Origin of the sequence: Pseudomonas sp. Ps21-P2, assembly GCF_039672565.1 — a bacterium.
Lineage (GTDB): Bacteria > Pseudomonadota > Gammaproteobacteria > Pseudomonadales > Pseudomonadaceae > Aquipseudomonas.
The window spans coordinates 98,944-124,989 of the sequence record NZ_JBDFPL010000002.1 but is presented as its reverse complement, the minus strand read 5'-3'; the positions used below and the strand labels follow the sequence as shown (position 1 = coordinate 124,989).

Genomic DNA, 26,046 nt, shown 5'->3' with positions numbered 1-26,046 from the left:
CCGTCTAATCCGGGGCACTTGGCGGGCTCAGGGGATTCTGATGATCATGGTGCGGATAACTCGCACGTAAACGAGGAGATTGAATCATGGCTAACGACACTTCGCTTACAGGGACCTCCACGCACACGGATCCGGACAAAGAGCTTGGCTTCAATGAAGAGTCGCCCGATGTTTCCGATCCGCAGGTAGACCCGACCGAACCCGCGCGGACCGAGAACGATCCGGTGACCGAAGAGCCAACCACTCGCCGCGGTAATGACGAGCCGCTGCCGGGGAAGGGCGGGGTTTGATCGACTCGCGCTGAACTCAAAAGCCCTGCTGACTTAAGCGGGGTTTTTTTATGGCTGACATTCGGCGCGCCATCGCGGTGTCGCGCTTCCGGGATCGCCAAGGCTTCGCGGCAGGCCTGCGAGTGCTAACGGTGTGCTGATCAACGTTGTTTGCGTTTGACCGGGATGACCCCGAGCTCATTCTGCTGATAGATCGTGAAAGGCAGGACGAGGGTATCTGCAATTCCTGAAAGCAGCATGTCAGCCGCAGCGATCGGAGCCGACTCGTGCACGCCATACCTCTCCGGCGCGTCCAGAGTGCAATACCCGTAAGCAAAGCCGCTGTAAACGCGGGGGATCTGCGAACAATACGAATGCCAACCGGCCAGATTGTCCGATGCCTTGGGCGCGTTGTAGAGCGTGATGATCGTGCCGCAGCCGGATAGCGTCGTGATCATTAATGCTGCAATCCATTGCTTCATGGGCAGTCCTTGTTTTGGGTTGCTGTGACATCTCATACTCGTTTAGCGGTATGTCGGCTTTCTCTTGTAAAGAGGGGTATTGCTGTAGTTGACTAGCTCCAGCAGTGCCGGATCCCAAGTCTTTGTCTTGGCGGCCAAGTACAGCATGCCTAGCTTGATCGGTATCTTCCCTCGCCTTTCTTTGCCCCGCCTGAATGAAAGCAGGTCGTAACCCTCAGGCACGAAATATCTGTATGGGTCATAGTCTCTGAGTTCCACTGAAAACCGCTGGAAAAACTCAGGCATCAGCACATTCGCGTCATCCCCTTCAATGCCAAGGTCCCGATTGAGGTCCGTCGAAAAACTTAAATCTTTAAACGCATTGGCGCCGAACTCCGATGCTTCTTCGATGCACTCTATTATTTTGTCCAGCAGTTCATAATCAACGTCATAGTTGTCCATTCCAGGTACCTGATCTTCGGGGAGCACATTAGCAATGGAGGTCGCCGCGATCACCTGCCTCGGTCAGCTCTCGCTTTTATATCCGTTCATCTTGGCGGCTATCAGTGCGCGCTCTTTGGAGAGCGGTGTGATCAATCCTGTAGTGCCATCCGCCGACATGTACAGAAAGTACCGACCTTCCTGATCGAGCAGAATCCGGTAGACACCTCCCGATGCGTCATAGCTTGGGACGACTGTTCGATCCACGAGAAAGGTATGGCTACTGATGCCCATACCGCTAAGCGCCGCCTCGAAGTCTGCACTGACGTCAGACTCCCATTGCTTGGTGCTGCGCAGACTGAACAGGAGTCTGATCAGCAAGGTCAGCGAGATGCTTACTACCGCAAAAATGCCCGATCCATAATCCACGCCTCTACTCCCTGTGCTGCTATAGATCTGATAAATACCGGCAATCAGCCAGTGTTTCAACACACGGTGCGTCAGACAGCAAAGTCTCACAGGGAGGGCGCAGTTCCTCACTAATGAGTCGATGAGCGTGGTCTTGCACGCTCATTACTGCCCGATGTCACACCGGGAGCAGACCAAACCGCCCATTCAGGCACAAAAAAAGCACTTGCGATAAACGCTAAGTGCTTGATTTGTATTGCGTGTTTGGTGGAGCCGGGGGGATTTGAACCCCCGTCCGCCAGTACTCCGCTTTCGGGCCTACATGCTTAGCCGTGTCTATTAAGTTAACCCTCAGCGACCCGACGGGCAGGGTGCTTTGGGCGAGCTGTGTAAGTTTTAGCCGATTCGTCCACAGCGTACTGCACGGCGATCCTGTTCTATATGACAATCACTTTGGGTTTACAGGCATCCCCTGGTGATTGCTGGAGCCGAAGCTACCAGAAGGAAGGCTAGCACCGCTTACGCGGCGAGAGCTTGTTCCCCGTAGGTTTCGTCATTGGCAACTATAGAAAGTTGCAACAGTGGATTTACGACTTCTGTTACCAAGTCGGCATGCCCCTAGAGTTTCATCACCGGCGTCGAATCCTAATCGGCCCCAATTCTGCTGCTCTAGCAGTCAGGCGGCGGAGTCTACCCGAATCAATGAGATACGTCGACCGTCCGCCTGACATTCCGCTCGCGACGGGCCTAGGCCAGTCGCGATTCGGCGAATTACTTCGCGGCGCCGCCGTCGCTGCCGTCACCGCCGGTTTTCAGCTCGGTGATTTTCTTCTGAGTGATCGAGATGCACTCTTTCTCATTGCCAGCTTTTTGCGCAGCGGTAGCATCAGCGACGGTTTTTTCAAGGTCAGTTTTGCTGTCGCCGGCCAGGTTGGTAACGGTCGACGCCTCAGCATTTTTCAGCGCTGCGATGTTCGCGCCGCACAGATCATCAGCAGCGAAAACCGGGGAACCCAACAGTGCAGCGGTAAGAAACAGTCCAGTCAGTGCAGTGCGCTTCATGTGTATCTCCTTGAGCCTGTTGACTCGGTATCGCCGGCCGATTTTGCCGGTGCCCGAGGTAGAGGAAAAAAGCGCCGAATGAGTTGTGGCGCTTAAAGAGATGGACTGCCGCTCATCGCAGGGGTTCTATATTTTTTTCACAATGCTGTGAAAAAGCCACGTTGCGAGATGTTTCGGGATCATGGGGCGATCTCCGCCCCATTTGTGTGCATCAAGCGGTTCTTGGTTGAGTCACCCGATCCACGAGATAGACCAGACCGTGGTAGTCGATACCACCGTGTTGCGTGAGCCCGATCTCGCAGGTCCGGCTGGTAGAAATCCCCTCATCACAGTACTGGACCGCCTCTTTCAGCGAGCGTAGCGCGTGGGCGTTCAGTTCGGGTGTCGTAAAGCCTTTGTCCCCCGCAAAGCCGCAGCAATGAATCCCTTCTGGCACGACCACATTCAGGCTGCACATTCGTGCAAGGTCGATCAGCGCCTCGCTCTCGCCCAAGTGTTGCGTGCTGCAAGTGACGTGAACCGCGATGGGCGCCTGTTGCGGGGTGAACACCAGTTTGTCCAGCAGATGGGTGCGGATGAAACGAACCGGATCATACAGTTCGAGCCGGGTCTCCTTGAGGTCCTGAATCAGGCGCAACGTACAGGGGCTGGTGTCGCAATAGATCGGATCGAGCCCGCCGCGACTGGCCTTGGTCAGCGCAGCAAGCATCTGCTGGCGCTTGCCTTCCGCCTGCTCGGCGTAGCCCTTGGAGGAGAAAGGCTGGCCGCAGCACAGACTGTCCTGGTCTTCCGGAAATATCACCTGATAACCGGCTTTCTCCAGCAGCCCTCGGGTCTTGTCCATCAGCGACATCTGTTCGCGATCGCCCGGCGCAGGCCCCATGACGCGGGACACGCAGGCCGCCAGATAGACCACGCGAGGGCGCTGATCTTCAACCGGCAGGGTGAAACGAATGGCGTTCTCGGGCTGGGGCATGGCTGGCGTCCACTGAGGCACGCGGCCTGAAGACGCTTTGCTCAGCGCGCCGGAAATCTTCGCCAGCCTCGGTGCGCCCAACAGCATGCGGGCGCCATTGGCGGCATGCAGCGTAAATCGCGCGCCCTTCAACGCCGTCGCAAAGTGCTGACTGATCCAGCTAGCGGCCTTGTCGTGATGCGCTTGCTCCCCGCGAAGCTTCTTCACCAGCTCGCCCGTGTTGATGCCGACCGGGCAACGTTGCGCGCACAAACCGGTGGCCGCACAGGTGTCGATGCCGTGGTACTGATAGTCGCGCTCCAGCTGAGTGGTGTCGGTGCCTGCGCGTTTTTTGGCCTGAATGTCACGCCACATGACGATGCGTTGCCGTGGGCTCAGGGTCAGGCCCTTCGATGGACACACCGGTTCGCAGAAACCACACTCGATGCATTTGTCGATGATCCCATCGGCAGCCGGCATGGGTTTCAGGTGCTTGAGGTGCACCCGCGGATCGTCACTGAGCACGACGTCCGGATTGAGAATGCCAGCAGGATCGAGCAGCCGTTTGAGTTGCCACATCAGCGCGTACGCCTCGCTGCCCCACTCAAGCTCCACGAACGGCGCCATGTTGCGGCCGGTACCGTGTTCGGCTTTCAGGGAACCGTTGAACTCCACGGCCACCAGTTGCGTGACGTCATCCATGAACGCGGAATAACGCGCAATCTCCTGCGGATCGTTGAAGCCTTGGGTGAAGACGAAGTGCAGGTTGCCCTCCAGCGCATGGCCGAACAGGATCGCCTCGTCGTAGCGGTGCTTTTCGAACAGTTCGATCAATCGCCGAACCCCGATGGCCAGTTGCTCGACGGGGAAGGTCACGTCCTCGATGATCACCGTCGTACCCGTCTCACGCACCGCGCCGACGGCAGGAAAGGTGTCCTTGCGAATGGCCCAGAGCCGTGCGTTCTCGGCCGCGTCTTCGGTGAAATCAACCTGCTTCTCGACCGGAAAGTGCGCGATGGACGCCATGATCTGCGCCAGTTGCTCGTGCAACAACGGCTGCGTCGCAGCGCGGGCTTCGATCAACAGTGCACAGGCGCCGTCCGACAGTTCACGAACAAAGGCCGGCATGCCCGGCTTGTCCTGCACCGAGCGCATGCTGCGCCGATCAAGCAGTTCGACGGCAGCGACCGGCTGGGTTTTCAGCACCGCCACGGCGTTGCAGCAGGTTTCGATGTCGGGAAAAACAATCAGCGCCGTCGCCTTGCTCGGGTGATCGGGCACCGTGTCGTACGTCACCGCGCTGATGAAACCCAGCGTGCCCTCCGAACCCACCAGCAGGTGACTGAGGATGTCGAGCGGCTCGTCGAAATCCACCAAGGCATTCAGCGACAGGCCGCAGGTGTTCTTCAGGCGGTACTTGTGGCGAATCTTCGCGGCGAGTTCGGTGTTTGCGCGCGTCTCACGGCCCAGTTGCGCGAGGCGGTCGAGCAGCTCGGCGTGGCTGACTTTAAATGCAGCGACACTGGCGGCATTTTCCGTGTCCAGGCGGGCACCGTCGGCGAGCACCAGCCGAATGCCAGCAAGGGTGTGATAGGTGTTCTGGGCCGTGCCGCAGCACATGCCGCTGGAATTGTTGGCGACGATGCCGCCGATTTTTGCGGCGTGCATGGAGGCCGGATCTGGACCGATCTTGCGTCCAAATGGCGCAAGCCAGACGTTGGCCTGTGCGCCGATTACGCCGGGTTGCAAACGGATCTGCGCGCCTTGCTCGCGTATTTCGCGGCCGTTCCAGTTGTCGCCGAGCACGATCAACACTGAGTCGCTGATGGCTTGGCCCGAAAGGCTGGTGCCGGCCGCACGAAAGGTCACCGGGACTTTATCGGCCTGCGCCAGTTTCAACAGCGCCACGACTTCGTCTTCTGATTCGACGCGGATGACCAGCTTGGGGATCAGCCGATAAAAGCTGGCGTCGGTGCCGAAGGCCAAGGTCGAGAGCGGGTCGTCGAAGCGTCTTCCGGCAGGAATGAGGCTGTTCACACCGGCCAGAAAAGCGGCGGGCAAGGTCATGCGATTTCCTCGTGGGGGCATCTCGGTGGCGCTGCGGCCTCTGTCAGGCCGCATGGCTCGGGATCAGTGCGGGTCAGGCGCCCAGTTCGCGGACCAGCGAATCGCGGGTGATCTCGCTGATCGACTTGGCGCCGGTCAAGACCATCGCCACGCGCATCTCCTTCTCGAACAGATCCAGCAGATTCTTCACCCCGGCCTCGCCGTGGGTGGCCAAGGCGTAGATGAACGCACGGCCGATCAGCACGGTGTCTGCGCCGAGGGCAATCATGCGCACCACATCCAGACCGCTGCGAATGCCGGAGTCGGCGAGAATCTTCAGATCGCCTTTTACCGCGTCGGCAATGGCGGGCAGCGCACGGGCACTGGACAACACGCCATCAAGCTGGCGGCCGCCATGGTTGGACACAACGATGCCGTCGGCGCCGAATTTCACCGCATCCCGTGCGTCGTCAGGGTCAAGGATGCCCTTGATGATCATCGGGCCGTCCCAGGAATCGCGAATCCACTCCAGGTCCTTCCACGAAATGGACGGATCGAAATTGTCGCCCAGCCACGCGATGTAATCGGTGAGACCGGTAGGGTTGCCGCGATAGGCCGACACGTTGCCCAAGTCGTGGGGCCGGCCGTTGATGCCCACATCCCACGCCCATTGCGGGTGGGTCATGGCTTGCAAGACCCGGCGCATCGGCCCGCTTTTGCCGCTCATGCCGGAATGGGCGTCACGGTAGCGGGCGCCTGGGACGGGCATGTCGACGGTGAAGACCAGTGTTTTCACACCGGCGGCTTTGGCTCGCTCCAGCGCGTTGCGCATGAAACCGCGATCCTTCAGCACATACAGCTGAAACCACATGGGTCGCTTGATCGCCGGGGCGACTTCTTCAATCGGGCACAACGACACCGTCGACAGCGTGAACGGAATGCCCTTGGCATCTGCGGCGCGGGCGGCCTGCACTTCCCCACGGCGAGCGTACATGCCGCATAGGCCAACCGGAGCCAGTGCCATCGGCATGCTCAGGGTTTCACCGAACAGTGTCGTCTCCAGACTCAGCTCGGACATGTTCTTCAGGATGCGCTGGCGCAGCGCAATGCTGGCCAGGTCGGAAACGTTGTGGCGCAGGGTGTGCTCGGCGTAGGCGCCACCGTCCGCGTAGTGGAACAGGAAGGGCGGGAGCTTGCGCTGGGCGGCGGCGCGGTAGTCGGTGGAGGCAGAAATGATCATGGGATCTCGCAGATGAGTGAGCGGGGCCACAGCCGGGCGCGCAAGCAGCACGCCCGGCGCTCGTCTGATTAATGAACCAGCATGCCGGTGAACCAGTACGCCTGGGCGTAGGTGATGCAGCCAACGATCGTGGCGAAGAAAATGCTGTGCTTGAGGGTGAAGCGGAACAGGTCGGATTCTTTACCAACCAGCCCGGTTGCCGCGCAGGCTACCGCGATCGATTGCGGGGAAATCATCTTGCCGGTTACGCCGCCGCTTGAGTTGGCTGCAACCATCAGCACGTCACTGACGCCCAACTGGTGTGCCGTGGTGGCCTGCAACGAGCCAAACAGGGCGTTCGACGAGGTGTCGGAGCCTGTCAGGAACACCCCGAGCCAGCCGAGGAATGGCGAGAAGAACGGGAAGGCGCTGCCAGTCCCGGCGAGGACCAATGCGAGCGTCGAGGACATGCCGGAGTAGTTCATGACGAAGGCGAAGGCCAGCACCATACCGATGGACACGATGGCCCAGCGCAATTCGATCAGCGTTTCTTTGAACGTGACCACACCTGTTTTAGGTGTAATGCGCAGCACGATCATCGCCAGAATCGCCGAGATCAGAATCGCGCTGCCCGAGGCTGCGAGCAGGTCAAACTTGTACACCGCAGGCATGGCCGTCGGGTTGGCGACAATCGGCGCCATCTTCATGACCAGTTGATCCAGGTGCGGCACCGGGAAGTTCATGGTCAGTGCCTGCAATGGGCCGCCCGCGGCGAACAGCGCCTTGAACGGCTTCAGCGTCCAGATCGTCACGACGACAGTCAGGATCAGGAACGGCGACCATGCCTTGATGATGGTGCCTGCCGAGTACGGCGATTTTTTGGTGGTGCGCGGCTGACCAAAACCGCCCGCATTACCGGCGCCGCCGCCCATGAGCGCAGCACCGCCGGACGCACCGACGATTTTTGCATCGGCCGCGCGGGCTGGCTGCCAGACTTTCAGGAAGAAGGTCAGGGACACGAGGCTGACCAGCGCCGAGGTAATGTCAGGCAGTTCCGGGCCAATGAAATTAGAGGTCAGAAATTGCACGATGGCGAAGCTGCCGCCCGCGACCAGAGCCGCTGGCCAGGTCTCCTTGACGCCTTTCACACCGTCCATCATGAACATCAGCCAGAACGGCACGAACACCGACAACAGTGGCAATTGACGACCGGCCATGGCGCCGATCTTGAACGGGTCGAGACCGGACACCTGACCGGCCACGATGATCGGGATGCCCAATGCGCCAAACGCCACCGGTGCAGTGTTGGCGATCAGGCAGAGGCCGGCGGCATACAGCGGGTTCAATCCCAGACCTACGAGTAACGCTGCGGTGATCGCCACCGGTGCGCCGAAGCCTGCCGCGCCTTCCAGGAACGCGCCGAAGCAGAATCCGATCAGCAAGACCTGCAGGCGCTGGTCATCGGTGATCGACATGACCGAGCTGCGAATGATCTCGAACTGGCCACTTTTGACCGTCAGTTTGTAGAGAAACACGGCCGCAATGATGATCCACGCGATGGGCCACAAGCCGTAGAGGAAGCCGTAGCCGGCGGACGCGACGGCCATGTCGGCAGGCATCTGGAACGCGAAGATAGCGATCAGTACGGCGAGCAGCAGCGTGATGGCTCCCGCGACGTGCCCCTTGAGCCGGAAGATCGCCAGCGCCAGAAAGAAGAAAACGATCGGAATGACAGCCACCAGCGCCGAAAGGCCCAAGCCGCCGAGAGGTGTGTAGAGCTGTTGCCAGGTTTGCATGTATGAGGCCCCTAATTGTTTTTGGTTAGGCCCGGTGTCCATGTCTTACGTGCGCGGCTCCTGCAGGTGACAACTGCGTATCTGTCGGCCTGCCGGCGCTGACGAACGAGTCGCACAGCTCACCAGCTCAAGCGTTCCGCCGTCGGGAAGTGCCTGCAACGTGGGACAGCGATAAGCCGTCCCTCGCCGGCATTGTAAATTGGTAATACCAATTTACAATGTCTTGGCGCTAGGTTAGGAGCCTTGCTGACGGTGTGTCAATTTATGACGCGTAAACTTTCGTAGCAGCTCGCCCGGATTTCATCCGCACTTCGCCTGAGAGGGAGATTTCTCCTACATCTGCCGGGTGAATGTCTGATCGCGATCAGCGAGAATATGCGCCCCGCGGCCAAGCCAGGCGGGGCAGTCGGGTTGTGGAGTGAAGGGTTATGGGCTTTGATCAGGTGCGTCAGCGCCGCTTGTCCGACGATATTGTCGAGCAGTTGGAAAGGATGATTCTGGAGGGCACGTTGCGCTCTGGCGGTCGTCTGCCGGCTGAGCGAGCGCTGGCCGAGCAGTTCGGCGTGTCGCGCCCTTCGCTGCGTGAGGCGATTCAAAAGCTGACGGCCAAAGGGCTGTTGATCAGCCGTCAAGGCGGCGGCAATTACGTGGTCGACAGTCTTGGGTCCACGTTCAGCGATCCACTGCTTCATCTGTTGGAAAGCAGCCCGGACGCCCAGCGCGACCTGCTTGAATTCCGCCATACCCTGGAAGCCTCCTGCGCCTACTACGCAGCCATACGCGCGACGGATGTTGATCGGCTGCGGCTGCGCGAGGCGTTCGATGCTCTGCAGGACTGCTACAGCCGCGCGGAGGAAGTGAGTCGTGCGGAGGAGGGCGCAGCAGACGCCAGTTTCCACCTCGCCATCGCCGAAGCCAGCCATAACGCTGTGTTGCTGCACACCATTCGCGGCCTGTTCGATCTGCTGCGGCGCAGCGTGGTCACCAACATCGGCGGCATGTACAAACAGCGCGCAGAAACCCGCGACATGCTGATTGATCAGCATCGTGAGTTGTACCTGGCGATTATCGAAGGGCGGGCAGACGATGCTCGAGAAGTGTCGAGCCGTCATTTGCTGTACGTGCAGGAGGTGCTGGAGGAAGTGCGCCAGCAAGTGCAGCGCACTGCGCGGGCTGAACGGCGCAACCGGATTTAAAGATGCTGCACGGCGCCCGACCCATCGCGGACCGTGCGCCATCAACAGACGACTTTTGGAAGCTGCCGGAAAGACTGAATCAGTCTTCCTTGCCCTTGTTTCGCACTGCGCGTTGCAGCTCGCGATTGGAATCGCGTTCGCGCTCGGTATCGCGCTTGTCGTATTCCTTCTTGCCTTTGCCCAGAGCAATCTCGCACTTGATCAAGTGCTGCTTCCAGTAAAGGGCAAGGGCCACGCAGGCATAGCCTTTTTGCTGAACAGACGACGTCAGCTTTTCCAGCTCGCGCTTGTTGAGCAACAGTTTACGGGTGCGTGTCGGGTCAGCGATGACGTGGGTACTGGCTGTCGTCAGTGGCGAGATATGGCTACCCATCAGCCAGGCCTCACCGTCTTTGAGCAACACGTAACTGTCAACCAGCTGCACCTTGTTGGCACGCAGGCTTTTTACTTCCCAGCCAGCCAGGACCAGACCGGCCTCGAACTTGTGTTCGATGAAGTAATCGTGACGCGCCTTTTTATTTTGCGCGATGGTCCCTGTGGGATGTTTCTTGAGCTTAGCCATAGGCGACGCATTATAGGGATCAACGGGCGTCTCGGCTATGGGCTCGCGCGCTGAAGCTGTGTGCTTGAGCAGGTGGAGTGAATCCCGGACAATGCGCGATCTTTTTTGCGTGTTGGACGTGTCAACGATGTCGACGGACAAGGTTTCGGTTCACGGGAGTTGGGCCAGTCGCTGGGTGTTTATCCTGGCGGCCACCGGCTCTGCCGTAGGGTTGGGCAGCATCTGGAAATTCCCCTACATGGTCGGCGTCTACGGCGGCGGCGCGTTTGTGCTGGTGTTTCTGGCGTGCATCGCCCTGATCGGGATTCCGGTGATGATCGCCGAGACGCTTATCGGGCGACGCGCACGGCAGAGTCCGGCCAACGCGCTGCGTACGCTGGCCCTGGAAGCGGGGCATTCGTCAAAGTGGTCATGGGGCGCTTTCGCCGGCATGGTCACCGCGCTATTGATCCTTTCTTTTTATAGCGTCGTCGGTGGCTGGTCGCTCGAGTACATCATCGATGTCGGCAAGGGCGACTTCAGAGGCGTAACGCCTGACGGTGTCGGTGCCTATTTTGGCGAGATGATTGCCGATCCCTGGCGTCTGGTCGGCTGGCATACGTTATTCATGTTGCTGTCGGCAATCACCATCGCCAAGGGCGTGAACGCCGGCCTTGAGCGCAGCCTGCGTATCCTGATGCCGTTGCTGTTCGTGCTGATGGTGATTCTGTTGGGCTATAGCCTGACCACCGGGCACTTCATGGAAGGGGTGCATTTCATGTTCGACTTCACCCCCGAGAGGCTCCTTGATGGCCTGCTTCCGGCCATGGGGCATGCGTTTTTCTCGCTGAGTGTGGGCGTCGGTTCGATCATGATTTACGGCGCCTACATGACCAAAGAGGCCTCGATCAGCGCGACGGTGGTGGGCGTGGCATTGCTCGACACCTTCGTGTCGCTGCTGGCGGGCCTCGCATTGTTTCCGATTGTGTTCGCGGCGGGTCTGAACCCAAGCGAAGGGCCGGGCCTGATGTTCGTTACGCTGCCGTATGCATTTGGTAACGTCGCCTTCGGTACGGTCATGGGCGTGGTGTTCTTTATCCTCGTCGCGGTCGCGGCCTGGAGCTCGGCCATTTCCTTGCTCGAACCCATGGTCGCGTATCTGGTCGAGCGCACAAAAGTTCGCCGCGGCTGGGTGACGTTCTGGCTATCGTTCATCTGCTGGTTCGTCGGGCTCGGGACGGTTTTCTCGTTCAACATCTGGAAGCAGGCCAAATTCTTCGTGAACGAAGGCGGCGGCTTCCACCTCTATCAGTGGGGAGCGTCGTCGGGGCTGGATTTCTTCGGCGTCATCGATTTCTTCACCTCACGGATCATGCTTCCGCTGGGTGGATTGTGCTTTGTGGTATTCGCAGGTTGGGTGATGGGACGCGGTGCGGTGCGCGACGAGTTGTCGGTACGCAGCCCGGTTCTGTTCGCTTTAACGTTCTTTTTGATGCGCTATGTGGCGCCGATCGGCATTGTGGTTGTCTTTGCCGCTCAGCTTTGGAAATGACGCTGACATGACTACGCATATTCAACGTTCCGCCCTTTTGCCATATCCCGCCCAGGCGCTGTACGACCTGGTCAACGACGTGAGTCGCTACTCCGAGTTTCTGCCGTGGTGTTCCGCCGGTACCGTGCTTGAGCAGAGTGATACCTCAATGCGTGCGCGTGTCGAGATCGCAAAAGGCGGCCTGAGCCAGCACTTCGTTACTCGCAACACGCTGACGCCGGGGCAAACCATCGAGATGAATCTGGAGGAGGGGCCTTTCAGTCAGCTTCACGGCGTCTGGACCTTCAAGGCCCTGAATGAAAAGGCCTGCAAGATCAGCCTCGACCTGTCGTTCGACTACAGCGGTTCGATTGTCCGCGCGACCCTGGGGCCGCTGTTCAATCAGGCCGCCAACACCTTGGTTGATGCTTTCTGCCAGCGAGCCAAAGAGCTGCATGGCTGAGCTAACGATCCGCGTCGAGGTGGTCTATGCCGCCGTCGACCGCCAGGAGTTGCTGGCGCTGGACGTGCCCGTCGGAACATCGGTACGCGCTGCGGCTATTGCATCGGGCATGGCCGAGCACTTTCCTGAGCTGGACATCGTGCAGTGCCCGTTGGGCATCTTCGGCAAGCTCGTGGGCGATTCGGAGCAACGTGAGGTGGAAGCCGGCGACAGGGTTGAGATCTATCGCCCGTTGCTGGCTGATCCGAAAGAGGTGCGCCGTCTGCGTGCTTTAAAAGCAGCGGAGGCGAGAAAGGCGCAAAAACCGATTTAATTTTCTCATCGGCTTGATTGAGAGACGTAAAAAAGCCCGGAATTTCCGGGCTTTTTTATAAGGCTGATTTCAGAAGGAAGCGGTGAATCAGCGCGGGTTTGTGTCCAGTGGTTCCTGGGAAGGAACGGGCACGGTTTCGACCTTGTCGACGTCGTTCTGAATCTGCTCAAGCAATGAGCCAGGCTTCGGTGGCTCTTCCTTCGGCGGCTGCGTCCCTTGGTTTTCGGGGGCGACAGTCGTGTCGCTGCTCTTCCCGAGAATGGCCTCGTCGCGGCTGACACCCGGCTTGAAGTCACCGGACAGGCTCGCCAGCTGGTCATTGCCATTGAAGATCAGGCTGACGCGTTCCTGCTGGCGTTCGCCACCACCAGGCTGCAGGCTGTACAGATAGTCCCAGCGTTCAGGGTGAAAGGTGTCGGTCAACAAAGGGTTGCCCATGATAAACCTTACTTGCCGACGGGTCATTCCCGGACGCAACTGGTCTATCATGTCCTGCGTGACGACATTGCCCTGTTGGATGTCGATTTTATAAACCCCGGGGAATGAACAACCGGCGAGTGCGAGCAGTCCCACGAAGGTGAAACTGGTTAGCAAGAGCTTGGTGTTTTGCATCGGTGGGCGACTTCCACTATCTTGGCTGGGACAACGTAAACCCCGATCATACCTGCATTAAGAGAAGCTGCGAAGCAGCGTCTGCGAGAAAGCTGACCATGGTTGAAAATAGCGAACTACGCAAAGCCGGACTTAAAGTGACCCTGCCGCGGGTCAAGATCCTTCAAATGCTCGATTCTGCGCAGCAGCGTCACATGAGCGCGGAGGACGTCTACAAGGCGCTGATGGAGGCCAACGAAGACGTCGGTCTGGCAACGGTTTACCGAGTTCTGACTCAGTTCGAAGCAGCCGGGTTGGTGGTTCGCCACAATTTCGACGGCGGCCACGCGGTATTCGAACTGGCTGACGGAGGCCACCACGACCACATGGTCAACGTGGAATCCGGTGAGGTCATCGAGTTCTTCGACGAAGAAATCGAAAAGCTGCAAAAAGCCATTGTGAGCAAGCACGGCTTCGAGCTGGTTGACCACAATCTGGTGCTCTACGTACGCAAGCAAAAGGTGTAAGCCTTTTGTGAAGTACGACAAAGGCGACCCTCGGGTCGCCTTTGTTGTTTCTGCAGTTTGCGATCAGGGGATCCTGCCAGATCCGCGCCGCTCGGGTTAAACCGTAAAGATGATCAAGATCTGGACGCAACCACCATCTTCTTGGCGTGTGCGAGCGACTCTTTGGTCAGATCGATACCGCCCAGCATTCGCGCCACTTCCTCTACTCGCTCGTTCTTGCTCAGCTTGGACACCGCTGTACGCGTCACGTCCGCTTCCCGGACTTTATGTACAAACAGGTGTTGATGCCCTTGAGCGGCGACTTGCGGCAAGTGCGTAACGGTCATGACCTGGCCGCGTTCGCCAAGACGACGCAGCAATTGGCCGACAATTTCAGCGGTAGGGCCGCCGATACCGACGTCCACTTCGTCAAACACCAGCGTCGGAACCCGAGATGTCTGTGCGGTGATCACTTGAATCGCCAGACTGATCCGCGAGAGTTCCCCACCCGACGCCACCTTCGCCAGCGCCTTGAGCGGCTGACCCGGGTTGGCGCTGACCAGCAGCTCAACCTGCTCCAGCCCGTTGGGTGACAGCTCTCTGTCTACGTTCTCGCGCAGCTCGATATTGAAGCGTCCGCCCGGCATACCCAGCCGCTGAATTTCATGCTCGACCTTGTGGGCCAGTTCCGGCGCAGCACGGTGACGCAGGTCGCTCAGCTCGCGCGCCTTCTCTTGATAATGCCGCGCATAGGAGCCTACCTCGTGTTCCAGTCTCTCGATTGCTTCGTCGTTGGCGTTGAGGGTTTCGATCTCGTCGAGCAACTTCTGGTGCAGCGCTGCAACTTCAGTAGGCTGCACGCGGTGTTTGCGTGCCAGCGTATAGATGGTGTCGAGGCGTTCTTCAATTTGCTGCAGGCGGGCCGGGTCCGCTTCGAAGCGATCGAGGAAACGATTGATCTCGCCGACAGCCTCTTCAACCTGAATCTGCGCACTGGAGAGCAGGTTAGTCGCTTCATTCAATGCATCTGGCGTGTTGTTCACGCTGCTGAGTCGATTAAGGCTGGCGGTCAGTGCGTTCAGCGCATTGCCGGAGTCACTTTCACTGCACAGCTCCACAACTTGCCGGCAGATGCCCAGCAGGCTTTCGGCATTGGTCAGCGTGGTGTGTTCCTGTTCCAGCCGTTCGAGCTCGTTTTCGCCGAGGCTCAGGCTTTCCAGCTCTTCAAGCTGATAGCTCAGCAACTGATGCTTGGCACGCTGCTCGTCGCCGGAGTTGGAAAGGCGCTCAAGCTCCTGGCGCGTTTGCCGCCAGCGCTGGGAGGCCAGTTGCACTTGACGTGCAAGGTCGGTGGCGCCCGCGTATTCGTCCAGCAAGCGCCGATGGGTATCGGTCTTCAGCAGCGACTGATGCTCGTGCTGGCTGTGAATATCGATCACCAGCTCGCCAAGGGCTTTCAGGTCCCCCTGGGGGCAAGGCGTCCCGTTTATATAGGCGCGTGATCGGCCTTCGGCAGTAATGACGCGGCGCAGAATGCAGGGACCGTCGGTTTCGAGGTCTCGCTCCTTCAGCCATGCGCTGGCTTCAGGGATATCCGACACGTCGAAGGTCGCCAGAATGTCTGCCTTGTCGGCACCTGGCCTTACCACGCCACTGTCGGCGCGATCGCCCAGCGTGAGGCCGAGCGCGTCGAGCATGATCGACTTGCCGGCCCCGGTTTCCCCGGTGATCACACTCATGCCGCGATCAAGTTCGAGATCGAGATGTTCAACGATGGCGTAGTTATGTATGGACAGGTGGACCAGCATCAGAGCGGCTCCCAAACAATTTGTCTGGTTATTTATACAGTGTTTTGCTTTGGGCTGACAATGCCCGGCCTTAGCTCGATTTGAAAGGTCATCGCCCATTTTTAGCATCAATACTGCTTTTCGCCATCGCGCGTGGCCACCGAACCCATGTCAGAACATTTGTAGGGTTATTCAGCCGATCCTGCACCTAAACCCTTGAACCCGAGAATTACGACCCCATATAGCCGGGCAGAGGCGTGAGTTGAGCTCACGGATGTAATTAGAAGGAGAGAATTTATGGCTGACGAACAGAACCCGGACATGCAGGCTCAGGATCAGGCTGCCGACACGGCGACTTCTCAAGATGATCTGGCAACGCGTGTGCAAGTGCTTGAAGAGCAGCTGAAAGCGGCGCAGGACCAGTCTCTGCGTGTGGCTGCGGATCTGCAGAACGTCCGCCGCCGTGCCGAGCAAGACGTCGAGAAGGCGCACAAATTTGCGCTTGAGAAGTTTGCCAGCGATCTGCTGCCGATCGTTGACAGCCTTGAGCGTGGTCTGGACTTGTCCAACTCGGATGACGAGAGCATACGGCCGATGCGTGAAGGCATCGAACTGACGCTGAAAATGTTCTACGACACGCTCAAGCGCTACAACCTTGAAGCCATTGACCCTCATGGCCAGCCGTTCAACGCCGAGCACCATCAGGCGATGGCGATGCAGGAAAGCGCTGACGTGGAGCCGAATAGCGTACTCAAGGTGTTCCAGAAGGGATATCAGCTCAATGGCCGCTTGCTGCGCCCGGCCATGGTCGTGGTCAGCAAGGCGCCATCGCCTGTTTCGCCGTCTATTGACGAGCAGGCTTGAAATTAGCTGAGCGGCCCCCATTTACAGGCCAAGCGTTTAAGAATTACCGCAATTTGTAAATGCAGTTGCGGCAACCAAATTTAAGTTTCGGGAGAGTCAAAAATGGGCAAGATTATCGGTATCGACCTGGGGACCACCAACTCCTGCGTCTCGGTTCTGGAAAACGGTAAAGCCAAGGTGATCGAGAACGCCGAAGGCGCTCGTACCACCCCGTCGATCATCGCGTATGCCAACGATGGCGAGATCCTTGTAGGTCAATCGGCCAAGCGTCAGGCAGTGACCAACCCGCACAACACCCTGTACGCGGTTAAGCGTCTGATCGGCCGTAAGTTCGACGAAGAAGTCGTGCAGAAAGACATCAAGATGGTGCCTTACAAAATCGCCAAGGCTGACAACGGCGATGCATGGGTTGAAGTCAACGACAAGAAAATGTCCCCTCCTCAGATTTCGGCTGAAATCCTGAAGAAGATGAAGAAAACCGCCGAAGACTATCTCGGCGAGGCTGTTACAGAGGCGGTCATCACCGTTCCGGCTTACTTCAACGACAGCCAGCGTCAAGCCACCAAAGACGCCGGTCGTATTGCCGGTCTGGATGTGAAGCGCATCATCAACGAACCAACCGCAGCTGCGCTGGCTTACGGTATGGACAAAGCGAAGGGCGATCACACCGTCATCGTTTATGACCTGGGTGGCGGTACTTTCGACGTTTCGGTCATCGAAATCGCTGAAGTCGATGGCGAGCACCAGTTCGAAGTGTTGGCCACCAACGGCGACACCTTCCTGGGTGGTGAAGACTTCGACATCCGCCTGATCGATTACCTGGTTGACGAATTCAAGAAAGAATCCGGCATGAACCTGAAAGGTGATCCGCTGGCGATGCAGCGTCTGAAAGAGGCTGCCGAGAAAGCAAAGATCGAGCTGTCTTCGAGCAATTCGACCGACGTGAACCTGCCTTACATCACTGCAGATGCCACCGGTCCTAAGCACTTGAACGTGAAGATCTCGCGCGCCAAGCTGGAATCGCTGGTTGAAGACCTGGTTCAGCGCACCATTGAGCCTTGCCGCATTGCGCTGAAAGACTCCGGTATCGACATCGGCGCGATCAACGACGTGATCCTGGTCGGCGGTCAGACCCGCATGCCGCTGGTTCAGCAGAAGGTCACCGAGTTCTTCGGTAAAGAAGCGCGTAAAGACGTCAATCCTGACGAAGCCGTTGCCATGGGTGCAGCCATCCAGGGTGCAGTACTGGCCGGCGACGTGAAAGACGTTCTGCTGCTGGACGTCAGCCCGCTGACGCTGGGTATCGAAACCATGGGTGGCGTGATGACTGCGCTGATCGAGAAAAACACCACGATTCCTACCAAGAAATCGCAGGTGTTCTCGACTGCCGACGACAACCAGGGCGCAGTGACCATTCACGTGCTGCAGGGCGAGCGTAAGCAAGCGGCTCAGAACAAGTCCCTGGGCAAGTTCGACCTGGCCGAGATTCCACCAGCACCACGCGGCGTGCCTCAGATCGAAGTGACCTTCGACATCGACGCCAACGGCATTCTGCATGTCGGCGCGAAAGACAAGGCGACTGGCAAGACTCAGTCGATCGTGATCAAAGCCAACTCCGGTCTGTCGGACGAAGAAATCCAGCAGATGATTCGCGACGCTGAAGCGAACTCGGACGAAGACCGCAAGTTTGAAGAGCTGGCCTCTGCCCGCAACCAGGGCGATGCGCTGGTTCACTCGACTCGCAAAATGATCTCCGACGCTGGCGACAAAGTCACCGCGGAAGAAAAGACCGCTATCGAAGCTGCACTGGTTGCCCTTGAAGCCGCCGTTAAAGGCGACGACAAGGCTGCCATCGACGCCAAGATCGAAGAGCTGTCGAAGGTCTCCGCGCCGGTTGCTCAGAAGATGTACGCCGAGCAGGCCGAAAAACCTGAAGGCGGTGCTCAGGCCGCTCAGGAAGAAAGCAAGCCTGCAGACGACGTCGTTGACGCCGAGTTCGAAGAAGTAAAAGACCACAAGTAAGCGCAGGCTCACTTGATCGCCGGTTGACCGCTTTCTGGTGGTCGCTGGTAGGATGTCGCCGCGCGGGAGCTTGCTCCCGCGTTGGCGTGTCTGGAACACCCAAAATTTTCAAGCGCGCGATCCCGTATCGCGGGCTTTGTGGCAAAGCCGGATGCTCCTGCACTCCGGCTTGTTCAGCCGCTTTCCTCGGTCGATCAAAGGCCGTTGAACCAAGACCAGGATCGTTGAATTGACGTGAGTTGGGTCCGGGCCTGAAAGGGGCTCAACGAGTTCGGCAGACTCAGGAGGGTCATGCCGGACGTCCTCAAGAGTGCGGAAAATTTATGTCAAAGCGTGATTATTACGAAGTACTGGGCGTGGAGCGTGGCTCCAGCGAAGCGGACCTGAAAAAGGCGTATCGCCGTCTCGCCATGAAATATCACCCTGACCGCAACCCGGGTGACAAGGCTTCGGAAGACGCCTTCAAAGAAGCCAACGAAGCGTACGAAGTGCTTTCCGATGCCAGCAAGCGCGCGGCCTACGACCAATACGGCCATGCCGGTGTCGATCAGGGCATGGGCGGCGGCGGTTTCGGCGGCGGTGGCGCCAACTTCTCCGACATCTTCGGTGATGTTTTCAGCGACTTCTTCGGCGGCGGTCGCGCCGGCGGCGGTGGTCGCGGTGGTGCCCAGCGTGGCAGCGACCTTCGCTATACCCTCGAATTGAATCTTGAAGAAGCAGTGCGTGGCACGACTGTCAGCATCCGTGTACCGACACTGGTCAACTGCAAGCCGTGCGATGGCAGCGGCGCTAAAAAGGGCTCGTCCCCGGTGACCTGCCCGACATGCGGCGGCATCGGACAGGTGCGCATGCAGCAGGGTTTCTTCTCTGTTCAGCAGACCTGCCCGCGTTGCCACGGCAACGGCAAGATCATTTCCGACCCTTGTGACTCCTGCCATGGCGAAGGCCGTGTCGAAGAGTCCAAGACGCTGTCGGTCAAGGTGCCGCCAGGTGTCGATACCGGCGACCGTATTCGTCTGTCAGGCGAAGGCGAGGCAGGGACGCAAGGTGGTCCAACGGGCGACCTGTACGTTGTCATCAATGTACGCGAACACGCGATTTTCCAGCGCGACGGCAAGCATCTGTATTGCGAAGTGCCGATCAGCTTCACCGACGCTGCACTGGGCGGCGAGCTGGAAGTGCCGACGCTGGACGGTCGCGTCAAGCTGAAGATCCCGGAAGGCACGCAAACCGGTAAGCAGTTCCGTCTGCGCGGCAAGGGCGTTGCTCCTGTTCGTGGCGGCGGCGCCGGCGACCTGATGTGCCGTGTGGCCGTCGAGACCCCGGTGAACCTGGGTCGTCGCCAGCGCGAGCTGCTCGAAGAGTTCCGTGCCACCCTTGAAGGCGACAGTTCTCATTCGCCCAAGGCCAGCGGCTGGTTCGAAGGCGTGAAGCGCTTCTTCGGCGATCTCTAAGGGGCAGGGCATGCGACGCATTGCTGTGATGGGCGCCGCCGGGCGAATGGGCAAGAACCTGATTGAGGCGGTGCAGGACCGTGCGCCGCTCACCGGACTGACAGCGGCAATCGTTCGTCCCGGCAGCACGATGATTGGTGCCGACGCCGGCGAACTCGCATCGCTGGGGCGCATCGGTGTGCAGTTGACCGGTAATCTGGAGCAGGTTGCCGACGAGTTCGACGTCTTGATCGACTTCACATTGCCGGACGTCATGCTGAAAAACCTGGCGTTCTGCCGTAAGGCGGGCAAGGCGATGGTCATTGGTACCACCGGCTTGAGCGTCGAACAAAAGCATCTGCTGGTGGAAGCGAGTCGGGAAATTCCCGTGGTTTTCGCGTCCAACTTCAGTGTGGGTGTGAACCTGTCGTTCAAGCTGCTGGATCTGGCGGCGCGAGTGATGGGTGAAGATTCGGACATCGAGATCATCGAAGCTCATCACCGCAACAAGGTCGACGCGCCGTCGGGTACAGCGGTCAGCATGGGTGAGGTGGTTGCCAATGCCCTTGGGCGTGACTTGAGCAAGGTTGCCGTCTACGGTCGTGAGGGGTACACCGGTGTTCGTGAGCGCGAGACGATCGGCTTCGCCACGGTCCGCGGCGGTGACGTCGTAGGTGATCACACTGTGCTGTTCGCCGCCGAGGGTGAGCGTCTGGAGATTACGCACAAGGCGTCCAGTCGCATGACCTTCGCCAAGGGCGCAGTGCGTGCCGCGCTGTGGCTAGATGGCAAGGCGCCGGGTCTTTACGACATGCAGGATGTACTTGATCTGCGCTGAGTCTTTCGGCGTCCGAGATGTGACAAGCGACAATGCGGGCAGGAGAAGGGCTTTACCTGTATCCTGCCCGCAGTTATTAGCCGTTACGCACCCGCTACGCGACGTCCGTCGCACTCCCCAGCCCTCAGGGCAATTTTAGCGGTGGATTAAAAAGACCTCTTTCTGTAAGCTACAGCTTTAGTGTGTCCACTAAAAGCGCGCAGATAATTCTACGAAAAAAGCGGGGTGACGTGTCTATACGTCATTCCGCTTTTTTACAACCTGCGATCGCCCTTTCAGGCTTTATTACGGGAGGTCTTCTTGACTAAGCCAGCCATACTCGCCCTTGCTGATGGCAGCATTTTTCGCGGCGAAGCCATTGGTGCCGACGGTCAAACCGTTGGTGAAGTGGTGTTTAACACCGCAATGACCGGCTATCAGGAAATTCTTACCGATCCTTCCTATGCCCAGCAAATCGTCACCCTGACTTACCCGCACATCGGCAACACCGGCACAACGCCGGAAGATGCCGAGTCTGACCGCGTCTGGTCGGCGGGCCTGGTGATTCGCGACCTGCCGCTGGTTGCCAGCAACTGGCGCAACAAGATGCCACTGGCCGAGTATCTGAAGGCCAATAAAACCGTTGCGATCGCGGGCATCGATACCCGCCGCCTGACGCGCATTCTTCGCGAGAAGGGCGCTCAGAACGGCTGCATCATGGCCGGCGACAACATCTCCGAAGAAGCCGCTATTGCAGCAGCGCGAGCATTCCCTGGCTTGAAGGGCATGGACCTCGCCAAGGAAGTCAGCACCAAAGAGACCTACGAATGGCGCTCCACGGTCTGGAACCTGCAATCCGACAGCAGTCCCGAAGTCGCCGCAGCGGACTTGAAGTACCACGTGGTTGCCTGGGACTACGGCGTCAAACTGAACATCCTGCGCATGCTGGTCGAGCGCGGTTGCCGTGTGACGGTCGTACCTGCGCAAACCCCTGCCAGTGAAGTGCTGGCGCTCAAGCCTGACGGCATCTTCCTGTCCAACGGCCCTGGCGATCCGGAACCGTGCGACTACGCCATTCAAGCGATCAAGGATGTGCTGGAGACCGACATTCCGGTGTTCGGTATCTGCCTGGGCCACCAGCTGCTGGCGCTCGCTTCCGGCGCTCGGACCATCAAGATGGATCTGGGCCACCATGGCGCCAACCACCCGGTCCAGGACCTGGACACCGGCGTGGTCATGATCACCAGCCAGAACCACGGTTTTGCGGTGGACGAAGCGACCTTGCCAAGTAACGTTCGCGCGATTCACAAGTCGCTGTTCGATGGCAGCCTGCAGGGCATCGAGCGCACCGACAAAGACGCGTTCAGCTTCCAGGGTCACCCTGAAGCGAGCCCGGGCCCGACTGACGTCGCGCCGCTGTTCGATCGCTTCATCACAGCCATGGACAAGCGCCGCTAAGGCTGCCTTGCGACTGTAGCGAGCAGGTGACCGCGGCGGGCCGGATCAGATCCGACAGCCCGCCCGGCACCTGAGATGTTCAAGACGGCTTGCCGACTGACACAGGATTCGAGTGACAACCCATGCCAAAACGTACAGACATTAAAAGCATCCTGATTCTTGGTGCTGGCCCGATCGTGATCGGCCAGGCCTGCGAATTCGACTACTCCGGCGCCCAGGCCTGCAAGGCCCTGCGCGAAGAGGGTTACCGCGTCATTCTGGTCAACTCGAACCCGGCTACCATCATGACCGACCCGGCCATGGCGGACGCGACCTACATCGAGCCGATCAAATGGGCGACCGTCGCCAAGATCATCGAAAAAGAACGCCCCGATGCGCTGCTGCCAACCATGGGCGGCCAGACCGCACTGAACTGCGCGCTGGACCTGGAGCGCGAAGGCGTTCTCGAGAAGTTCGGCGTTGAAATGATCGGCGCCAATGCCGACACCATCGACAAGGCTGAAGACCGCTCGCGTTTCGACAAGGCCATGAAGTCCATCGGCCTGGCGTGCCCGCGTTCCGGTATCGCCCACAGCATGGAAGAGGCCAATGCGGTCCTCGAAAAGCTGGGCTTCCCCTGCATCATTCGTCCGTCCTTCACCATGGGCGGCACCGGTGGTGGCATCGCGTACAACCGTGAAGAGTTCGAAGAAATCTGCGCCCGCGGTCTCGACCTGTCGCCGACCAAAGAGTTGCTGATCGACGAGTCGCTGATCGGTTGGAAAGAATACGAAATGGAAGTTGTCCGCGATAAAAAGGACAACTGCATCATCGTCTGCTCCATCGAAAACTTCGACCCGATGGGCGTCCACACCGGCGACTCCATCACGGTCGCGCCGGCGCAGACCCTGACCGACAAGGAATACCAGATTCTGCGTAATGCCTCGCTGGCGGTCCTGCGCGAGATCGGCGTCGAAACAGGCGGCTCGAACGTTCAGTTCGGTATCTGCCCGGACACTGGCCGCATGGTCGTGATCGAGATGAACCCACGTGTCTCTCGTTCTTCTGCGCTGGCCTCCAAGGCTACCGGCTTCCCGATCGCGCGAGTGGCAGCCAAGCTGGCTGTCGGCTACACGCTGGACGAGTTGCAGAACGAAATCACCGGCGGCAAGACCCCGGCGTCGTTCGAGCCATCGATCGACTACGTTGTCACCAAGCTGCCACGGTTTGCGTTCGAGAAGTTTGCCAAGGCCGATGCGCGTCTGACCACACAAATGAAGTCGGTCGGCGAAGTCATGGCCATCGGCCGTACCTTCCAGGAATCCTTGCAGAAAGCACTGCGCGGCCTTGAAGTGGGTGTCAGCGGTCTCGATCCGAAGCTGGACCTGAGCAATCCGGAAAGCATGAGCATTCTCAAGCGCGAACTGACGGTTCCGGGTGCCGAGCGCATCTGGTACGTCGCCGACGCTTTCCGTGCCGGCATGACAGTTGAACAAATTTTCGGCATGAACATGATCGACCCTTGGTTCCTGGTGCAGATCGAAGATCTGATCAAGGACGAAGAGAAGGTCAAGACCCTCGGTCTTTCGGCAATTGATCGCGACCTGATGTATCGCCTCAAGCGCAAGGGCTTCTCCGATGCACGCCTGGCCAAGCTGGTCGGTGTGACCGAGAAAAACCTGCGCACGCACCGTCACAAGCTGGACGTGCTGCCGGTCTACAAGCGCGTCGACACCTGCGCTGCCGAGTTCGCGACCGACACCGCGTACATGTACTCCACGTACGAGGAAGAGTGCGAAGCCAATCCGACGAATCGCGACAAGATCATGATTCTGGGTGGCGGCCCGAACCGCATTGGCCAGGGCATCGAGTTCGACTACTGCTGCGTCCACGCTGCACTGGCGCTGCGTGAAGACGGGTACGAGACCATCATGGTCAACTGCAACCCGGAAACCGTATCGACCGACTACGACACCTCCGACCGTCTGTACTTCGAGCCGGTGACCCTGGAAGACGTGCTGGAAATCGTCCGCGTCGAGAAGCCGAAAGGCGTGATCGTTCAGTACGGCGGCCAGACGCCTCTGAAACTGGCGCGCGCACTGGAAGCGGCAGGCGTGCCGATCATCGGCACCAGCCCGGACGCCATTGACCGTGCAGAAGACCGCGAGCGCTTCCAGCAAATGGTCGAGCGACTGAACCTGCGTCAGCCGCCAAACGCTACCGTGCGCAGCGAAGACGAAGCCATTCGGGCCGCGGCGAAGATCGGCTACCCGCTGGTGGTTCGTCCGTCCTACGTACTGGGCGGCCGTGCGATGGAGATCGTCTACGAAGAAGACGAACTCAAGCGCTACCTGCGTGAAGCGGTTCAAGTGTCCAACGACAGCCCGGTGCTGCTGGACCACTTCCTCAACTGCGCCATCGAGATGGACGTTGATGCGGTTTGCGACGGTACCGACGTGGTAATCGGCGCGATCATGCAGCACATCGAACAGGCCGGCGTTCACTCGGGTGACTCGGCATGCTCGCTGCCACCGTATTCGCTGCCTGCCCACATCCAGGACGAAATGCGTGAGCAGGTCAAGAAAATGGCCCTCGAGCTCGGCGTTGTCGGTTTGATGAACGTGCAGTTGGCATTGCAGGGTGAAGACATCTACGTCATCGAAGTGAACCCGCGCGCCTCGCGTACGGTACCGTTCGTTTCGAAGTGCATCGGTGTCTCGCTGGCGATGATTGCGGCTCGCGTCATGGCCGGCAAAACCCTGAAAGAACTCGGCTTCACCAAAGAGATCATCCCGAACTTCTTCAGCGTGAAAGAAGCGGTGTTCCCATTTGCCAAATTCCCGGGTGTAGACCCGATCCTCGGCCCAGAGATGAAGTCGACGGGCGAAGTCATGGGGGTTGGCGACACCTTCGGCGAAGCTTTCGCGAAAGCCCAGATGGGCGCCAGCGAAGTGCTGCCAACTGGCGGCACGGCGTTCATCAGCGTGCGTGATGACGACAAGCCCCTGGTGGCAGGTGTTGCACGCAGCTTGATCGAGCTGGGCTTCGACATCGTTGCAACCGCCGGCACGGCACGTCTGATCGAAGAGGCTGGTCTGAAAGTTCGCCGCGTCAACAAGGTGACCGAGGGCCGTCCACATGTGGTCGACATGATCAAGAATGACGAAGTCACGCTGATCATCAACACCACTGAAGGTCGTCAGTCGATCGCCGACTCCTACTCTATTCGCCGCAATGCCCTGCAGCACAAGATTTACTGCACCACGACCATTGCCGCGGGCGAGGCCATCTGTGAAGCGCTGAAGTTCGGCCCTGAAAAAACCGTGCGCCGCTTGCAGGATCTACACGCAGGACTCAAAGCATGATCAAGTACCCAATGACCGTTCAGGGCGCTCGCGCCCTGGAAGAAGAACACGCACACCTGACCAAGGTCGTTCGTCCCAAACTCAGCCAGGACATCGGGACTGCGCGTGAGCTGGGCGATCTCAAGGAAAACGCCGAATACCATGCCGCCCGCGAACAGCAGGGCATGGTCGAAGCGCGTATTCGCGACATCGAAGGCCGAATCCAGAATCAGGTGATCATCGACGTCACTACGATCCCTCACACCGGCAAAGTGATCTTCGGCACCACTGTCGAAATCGCGAACGTTGAGACGGACGAGCGCGTCACCTACCACATCGTGGGTGAGGACGAAGCTGACTTCAAATTGGGCAAGATCTCGGTGGGTTCGCCGCTTGCTCGCGCGTTGATTGGCAAGGAAGAAGGCGATGTCGTCGCTGTGAAAACACCGAGCGGTGTGATCGAGTACGAAATCGTGGAAGTGCGTCACGTTTGATGATCGACACCCGCTTTGCGCGGGTGGTGATTCAGCCAGCGGGTTCGAAG

The 26,046-nt window shown here is 59.0% G+C and carries 23 protein-coding genes and 1 other RNA gene; 13 read left to right on the top strand and 11 right to left on the bottom strand.

Going from position 1 to position 26,046, the window contains the following annotated elements; genetic code table 11:
• Positions 1-86 precede the first annotated feature (86 nt).
• The gene (locus ABEH28_RS04435; protein ID WP_192173349.1) at positions 87-290 is read left to right on the top strand and encodes a DUF6021 family protein; all 204 of its coding nucleotides are present in this window, start codon (positions 87-89) and stop codon (positions 288-290) included.
• A 140-nt stretch (positions 291-430) separates the two neighbouring features.
• On the opposite strand, the gene ABEH28_RS04430 is transcribed toward ABEH28_RS04435, so the two are convergent.
• The 8 genes from ABEH28_RS04430 to ABEH28_RS04395 all read right to left on the bottom strand — a co-directional run bounded on the left by ABEH28_RS04430 (position 431) and on the right by ABEH28_RS04395 (position 8,657).
• On the bottom strand, positions 431-751 hold the full coding sequence (locus ABEH28_RS04430) for a YceK/YidQ family lipoprotein (RefSeq protein ID WP_346629237.1): 321 nt from the start codon (positions 749-751) through the stop codon (positions 431-433).
• Positions 752-793: 42 nt separating this feature from the next.
• Positions 794-1,192, bottom strand: coding sequence for a DUF1493 family protein (locus ABEH28_RS04425; RefSeq protein WP_346629236.1), 399 nt, complete (start codon positions 1,190-1,192; stop codon positions 794-796).
• 63 nt (positions 1,193-1,255) lie between these two features.
• Positions 1,256-1,600 (bottom strand): hypothetical protein, encoded by a 345-nt coding sequence (locus ABEH28_RS04420; protein WP_346629235.1) that lies wholly within the window; start codon positions 1,598-1,600, stop codon positions 1,256-1,258.
• A 244-nt stretch (positions 1,601-1,844) separates the two neighbouring features.
• Positions 1,845-2,236, bottom strand: a transfer-messenger RNA (tmRNA) gene (gene ssrA, locus ABEH28_RS04415).
• A gap of 114 nt (positions 2,237-2,350) precedes the next feature.
• The gene (locus ABEH28_RS04410; RefSeq protein ID WP_346629234.1) at positions 2,351-2,641 is read right to left on the bottom strand and encodes a hypothetical protein; all 291 of its coding nucleotides are present in this window, start codon (positions 2,639-2,641) and stop codon (positions 2,351-2,353) included.
• A 211-nt stretch (positions 2,642-2,852) separates the two neighbouring features.
• Positions 2,853-5,663, bottom strand: coding sequence for an FAD-binding and (Fe-S)-binding domain-containing protein (locus tag ABEH28_RS04405; RefSeq protein ID WP_346629233.1), 2,811 nt, complete (start codon positions 5,661-5,663; stop codon positions 2,853-2,855).
• Positions 5,664-5,736: 73 nt separating this feature from the next.
• On the bottom strand, positions 5,737-6,882 hold the full coding sequence (gene lldD / locus ABEH28_RS04400; RefSeq protein WP_346629232.1) for an FMN-dependent L-lactate dehydrogenase LldD: 1,146 nt from the start codon (positions 6,880-6,882) through the stop codon (positions 5,737-5,739).
• A gap of 68 nt (positions 6,883-6,950) precedes the next feature.
• The gene (locus ABEH28_RS04395) at positions 6,951-8,657 is read right to left on the bottom strand and encodes a lactate permease LctP family transporter (RefSeq protein WP_346629231.1); all 1,707 of its coding nucleotides are present in this window, start codon (positions 8,655-8,657) and stop codon (positions 6,951-6,953) included.
• Between the two features lie 428 nt (positions 8,658-9,085).
• On the opposite strand from ABEH28_RS04395, the gene ABEH28_RS04390 reads away from it, so the two are divergent.
• Positions 9,086-9,853, top strand: a complete 768-nt coding sequence (locus ABEH28_RS04390) for a GntR family transcriptional regulator (RefSeq protein WP_192173318.1) — start codon at positions 9,086-9,088, stop codon at positions 9,851-9,853.
• Positions 9,854-9,932: 79 nt separating this feature from the next.
• On the opposite strand, the gene smpB is transcribed toward ABEH28_RS04390, so the two are convergent.
• The gene (gene smpB, locus ABEH28_RS04385; RefSeq protein WP_065987620.1) at positions 9,933-10,415 is read right to left on the bottom strand and encodes an SsrA-binding protein SmpB; all 483 of its coding nucleotides are present in this window, start codon (positions 10,413-10,415) and stop codon (positions 9,933-9,935) included.
• A gap of 127 nt (positions 10,416-10,542) precedes the next feature.
• Between smpB and ABEH28_RS04380 the strand changes: the two genes are divergently transcribed.
• From ABEH28_RS04380 to ABEH28_RS04370, 3 genes are read left to right on the top strand one after another with little or no spacing between them, the layout of a single operon-like run.
• Complete coding sequence (locus ABEH28_RS04380) at positions 10,543-11,946, top strand: sodium-dependent transporter (RefSeq protein ID WP_346629230.1); 1,404 nt, start codon at positions 10,543-10,545, stop codon at positions 11,944-11,946.
• 7 nt (positions 11,947-11,953) lie between these two features.
• Positions 11,954-12,388: a type II toxin-antitoxin system RatA family toxin gene (locus ABEH28_RS04375; RefSeq protein ID WP_133776812.1), complete on the top strand. Its 435-nt coding sequence runs from the start codon at positions 11,954-11,956 to the stop codon at positions 12,386-12,388.
• Complete coding sequence (locus ABEH28_RS04370; protein ID WP_346629229.1) at positions 12,381-12,701, top strand: RnfH family protein; 321 nt, start codon at positions 12,381-12,383, stop codon at positions 12,699-12,701. The genes ABEH28_RS04375 and ABEH28_RS04370 overlap by 8 nt, the downstream gene beginning before the upstream one ends.
• Positions 12,702-12,788: 87 nt before the next feature.
• On the opposite strand, the gene ABEH28_RS04365 is transcribed toward ABEH28_RS04370, so the two are convergent.
• Positions 12,789-13,313, bottom strand: a complete 525-nt coding sequence (locus ABEH28_RS04365; protein WP_346629228.1) for an outer membrane protein assembly factor BamE — start codon at positions 13,311-13,313, stop codon at positions 12,789-12,791.
• 98 nt (positions 13,314-13,411) lie between these two features.
• On the opposite strand from ABEH28_RS04365, the gene fur reads away from it, so the two are divergent.
• Entirely contained in the window at positions 13,412-13,819 is a 408-nt protein-coding gene (gene fur / locus ABEH28_RS04360) for a ferric iron uptake transcriptional regulator (protein ID WP_065987616.1), read from the top strand.
• 113 nt (positions 13,820-13,932) lie between these two features.
• Here the strand turns inward: fur and recN are convergent, their stop codons facing one another.
• Positions 13,933-15,606, bottom strand: a complete 1,674-nt coding sequence (gene recN / locus ABEH28_RS04355) for a DNA repair protein RecN (protein WP_346629227.1) — start codon at positions 15,604-15,606, stop codon at positions 13,933-13,935.
• Between the two features lie 276 nt (positions 15,607-15,882).
• On the opposite strand from recN, the gene grpE reads away from it, so the two are divergent.
• The 7 genes from grpE to greA all read left to right on the top strand — a co-directional run bounded on the left by grpE (position 15,883) and on the right by greA (position 25,996).
• Positions 15,883-16,449 (top strand): nucleotide exchange factor GrpE, encoded by a 567-nt coding sequence (grpE, locus tag ABEH28_RS04350; protein WP_065987614.1) that lies wholly within the window; start codon positions 15,883-15,885, stop codon positions 16,447-16,449.
• A 102-nt stretch (positions 16,450-16,551) separates the two neighbouring features.
• On the top strand, positions 16,552-18,471 hold the full coding sequence (gene dnaK / locus ABEH28_RS04345; protein ID WP_192173314.1) for a molecular chaperone DnaK: 1,920 nt from the start codon (positions 16,552-16,554) through the stop codon (positions 18,469-18,471).
• A gap of 323 nt (positions 18,472-18,794) precedes the next feature.
• Complete coding sequence (gene dnaJ / locus ABEH28_RS04340; protein ID WP_192173313.1) at positions 18,795-19,925, top strand: molecular chaperone DnaJ; 1,131 nt, start codon at positions 18,795-18,797, stop codon at positions 19,923-19,925.
• A 10-nt stretch (positions 19,926-19,935) separates the two neighbouring features.
• Positions 19,936-20,742: a 4-hydroxy-tetrahydrodipicolinate reductase gene (gene dapB, locus ABEH28_RS04335; protein WP_192173312.1), complete on the top strand. Its 807-nt coding sequence runs from the start codon at positions 19,936-19,938 to the stop codon at positions 20,740-20,742.
• A 300-nt stretch (positions 20,743-21,042) separates the two neighbouring features.
• A complete protein-coding gene (gene carA, locus ABEH28_RS04330; RefSeq protein WP_192173311.1) occupies positions 21,043-22,179 on the top strand; it encodes a glutamine-hydrolyzing carbamoyl-phosphate synthase small subunit in 1,137 nt (378 codons plus the stop codon).
• A 122-nt stretch (positions 22,180-22,301) separates the two neighbouring features.
• The gene (gene carB / locus ABEH28_RS04325; RefSeq protein WP_282366994.1) at positions 22,302-25,523 is read left to right on the top strand and encodes a carbamoyl-phosphate synthase large subunit; all 3,222 of its coding nucleotides are present in this window, start codon (positions 22,302-22,304) and stop codon (positions 25,521-25,523) included.
• Positions 25,520-25,996 carry a transcription elongation factor GreA gene (gene greA, locus ABEH28_RS04320; protein ID WP_122535420.1) on the top strand — a complete coding sequence of 159 codons (477 nt, stop codon included), beginning with the start codon at positions 25,520-25,522 and terminating at the stop codon, positions 25,994-25,996. The genes carB and greA overlap by 4 nt, the downstream gene beginning before the upstream one ends.
• The last annotated feature ends 50 nt before the right edge of the window (positions 25,997-26,046 follow it).

Excerpts from the sequence above, each read along its gene's own strand:
- ABEH28_RS04410 (WP_346629234.1), bottom strand. The coding sequence starts at position 2,641 with ATGAAGCGCACTGCACTGACTGGACTGTTTCTTACCGCTGCACTGTTG.
- dapB (WP_192173312.1), top strand. The coding sequence starts at position 19,936 with ATGCGACGCATTGCTGTGATGGGCGCCGCCGGGCGAATGGGCAAGAAC.
- ABEH28_RS04365 (WP_346629228.1), bottom strand. The coding sequence starts at position 13,313 with ATGCAAAACACCAAGCTCTTGCTAACCAGTTTCACCTTCGTGGGACTG.
- ABEH28_RS04435 (WP_192173349.1), top strand. The coding sequence starts at position 87 with ATGGCTAACGACACTTCGCTTACAGGGACCTCCACGCACACGGATCCG.
- ABEH28_RS04405 (WP_346629233.1), bottom strand. The coding sequence starts at position 5,663 with ATGACCTTGCCCGCCGCTTTTCTGGCCGGTGTGAACAGCCTCATTCCT.
- ABEH28_RS04430 (WP_346629237.1), bottom strand. The coding sequence starts at position 751 with ATGAAGCAATGGATTGCAGCATTAATGATCACGACGCTATCCGGCTGC.
- ABEH28_RS04425 (WP_346629236.1), bottom strand. The coding sequence starts at position 1,192 with ATGGACAACTATGACGTTGATTATGAACTGCTGGACAAAATAATAGAG.
- grpE (WP_065987614.1), top strand. The coding sequence starts at position 15,883 with ATGGCTGACGAACAGAACCCGGACATGCAGGCTCAGGATCAGGCTGCC.
- ABEH28_RS04375 (WP_133776812.1), top strand. The coding sequence starts at position 11,954 with ATGACTACGCATATTCAACGTTCCGCCCTTTTGCCATATCCCGCCCAG.
- ABEH28_RS04390 (WP_192173318.1), top strand. The coding sequence starts at position 9,086 with ATGGGCTTTGATCAGGTGCGTCAGCGCCGCTTGTCCGACGATATTGTC.
- dnaJ (WP_192173313.1), top strand. The coding sequence starts at position 18,795 with ATGTCAAAGCGTGATTATTACGAAGTACTGGGCGTGGAGCGTGGCTCC.
- smpB (WP_065987620.1), bottom strand. The coding sequence starts at position 10,415 with ATGGCTAAGCTCAAGAAACATCCCACAGGGACCATCGCGCAAAATAAA.
- lldD (WP_346629232.1), bottom strand. The coding sequence starts at position 6,882 with ATGATCATTTCTGCCTCCACCGACTACCGCGCCGCCGCCCAGCGCAAG.
- dnaK (WP_192173314.1), top strand. The coding sequence starts at position 16,552 with ATGGGCAAGATTATCGGTATCGACCTGGGGACCACCAACTCCTGCGTC.
- carB (WP_282366994.1), top strand. The coding sequence starts at position 22,302 with ATGCCAAAACGTACAGACATTAAAAGCATCCTGATTCTTGGTGCTGGC.
- ABEH28_RS04370 (WP_346629229.1), top strand. The coding sequence starts at position 12,381 with ATGGCTGAGCTAACGATCCGCGTCGAGGTGGTCTATGCCGCCGTCGAC.
- ABEH28_RS04380 (WP_346629230.1), top strand. The coding sequence starts at position 10,543 with ATGTCGACGGACAAGGTTTCGGTTCACGGGAGTTGGGCCAGTCGCTGG.
- ABEH28_RS04395 (WP_346629231.1), bottom strand. The coding sequence starts at position 8,657 with ATGCAAACCTGGCAACAGCTCTACACACCTCTCGGCGGCTTGGGCCTT.
- recN (WP_346629227.1), bottom strand. The coding sequence starts at position 15,606 with ATGCTGGTCCACCTGTCCATACATAACTACGCCATCGTTGAACATCTC.
- greA (WP_122535420.1), top strand. The coding sequence starts at position 25,520 with ATGATCAAGTACCCAATGACCGTTCAGGGCGCTCGCGCCCTGGAAGAA.
- fur (WP_065987616.1), top strand. The coding sequence starts at position 13,412 with ATGGTTGAAAATAGCGAACTACGCAAAGCCGGACTTAAAGTGACCCTG.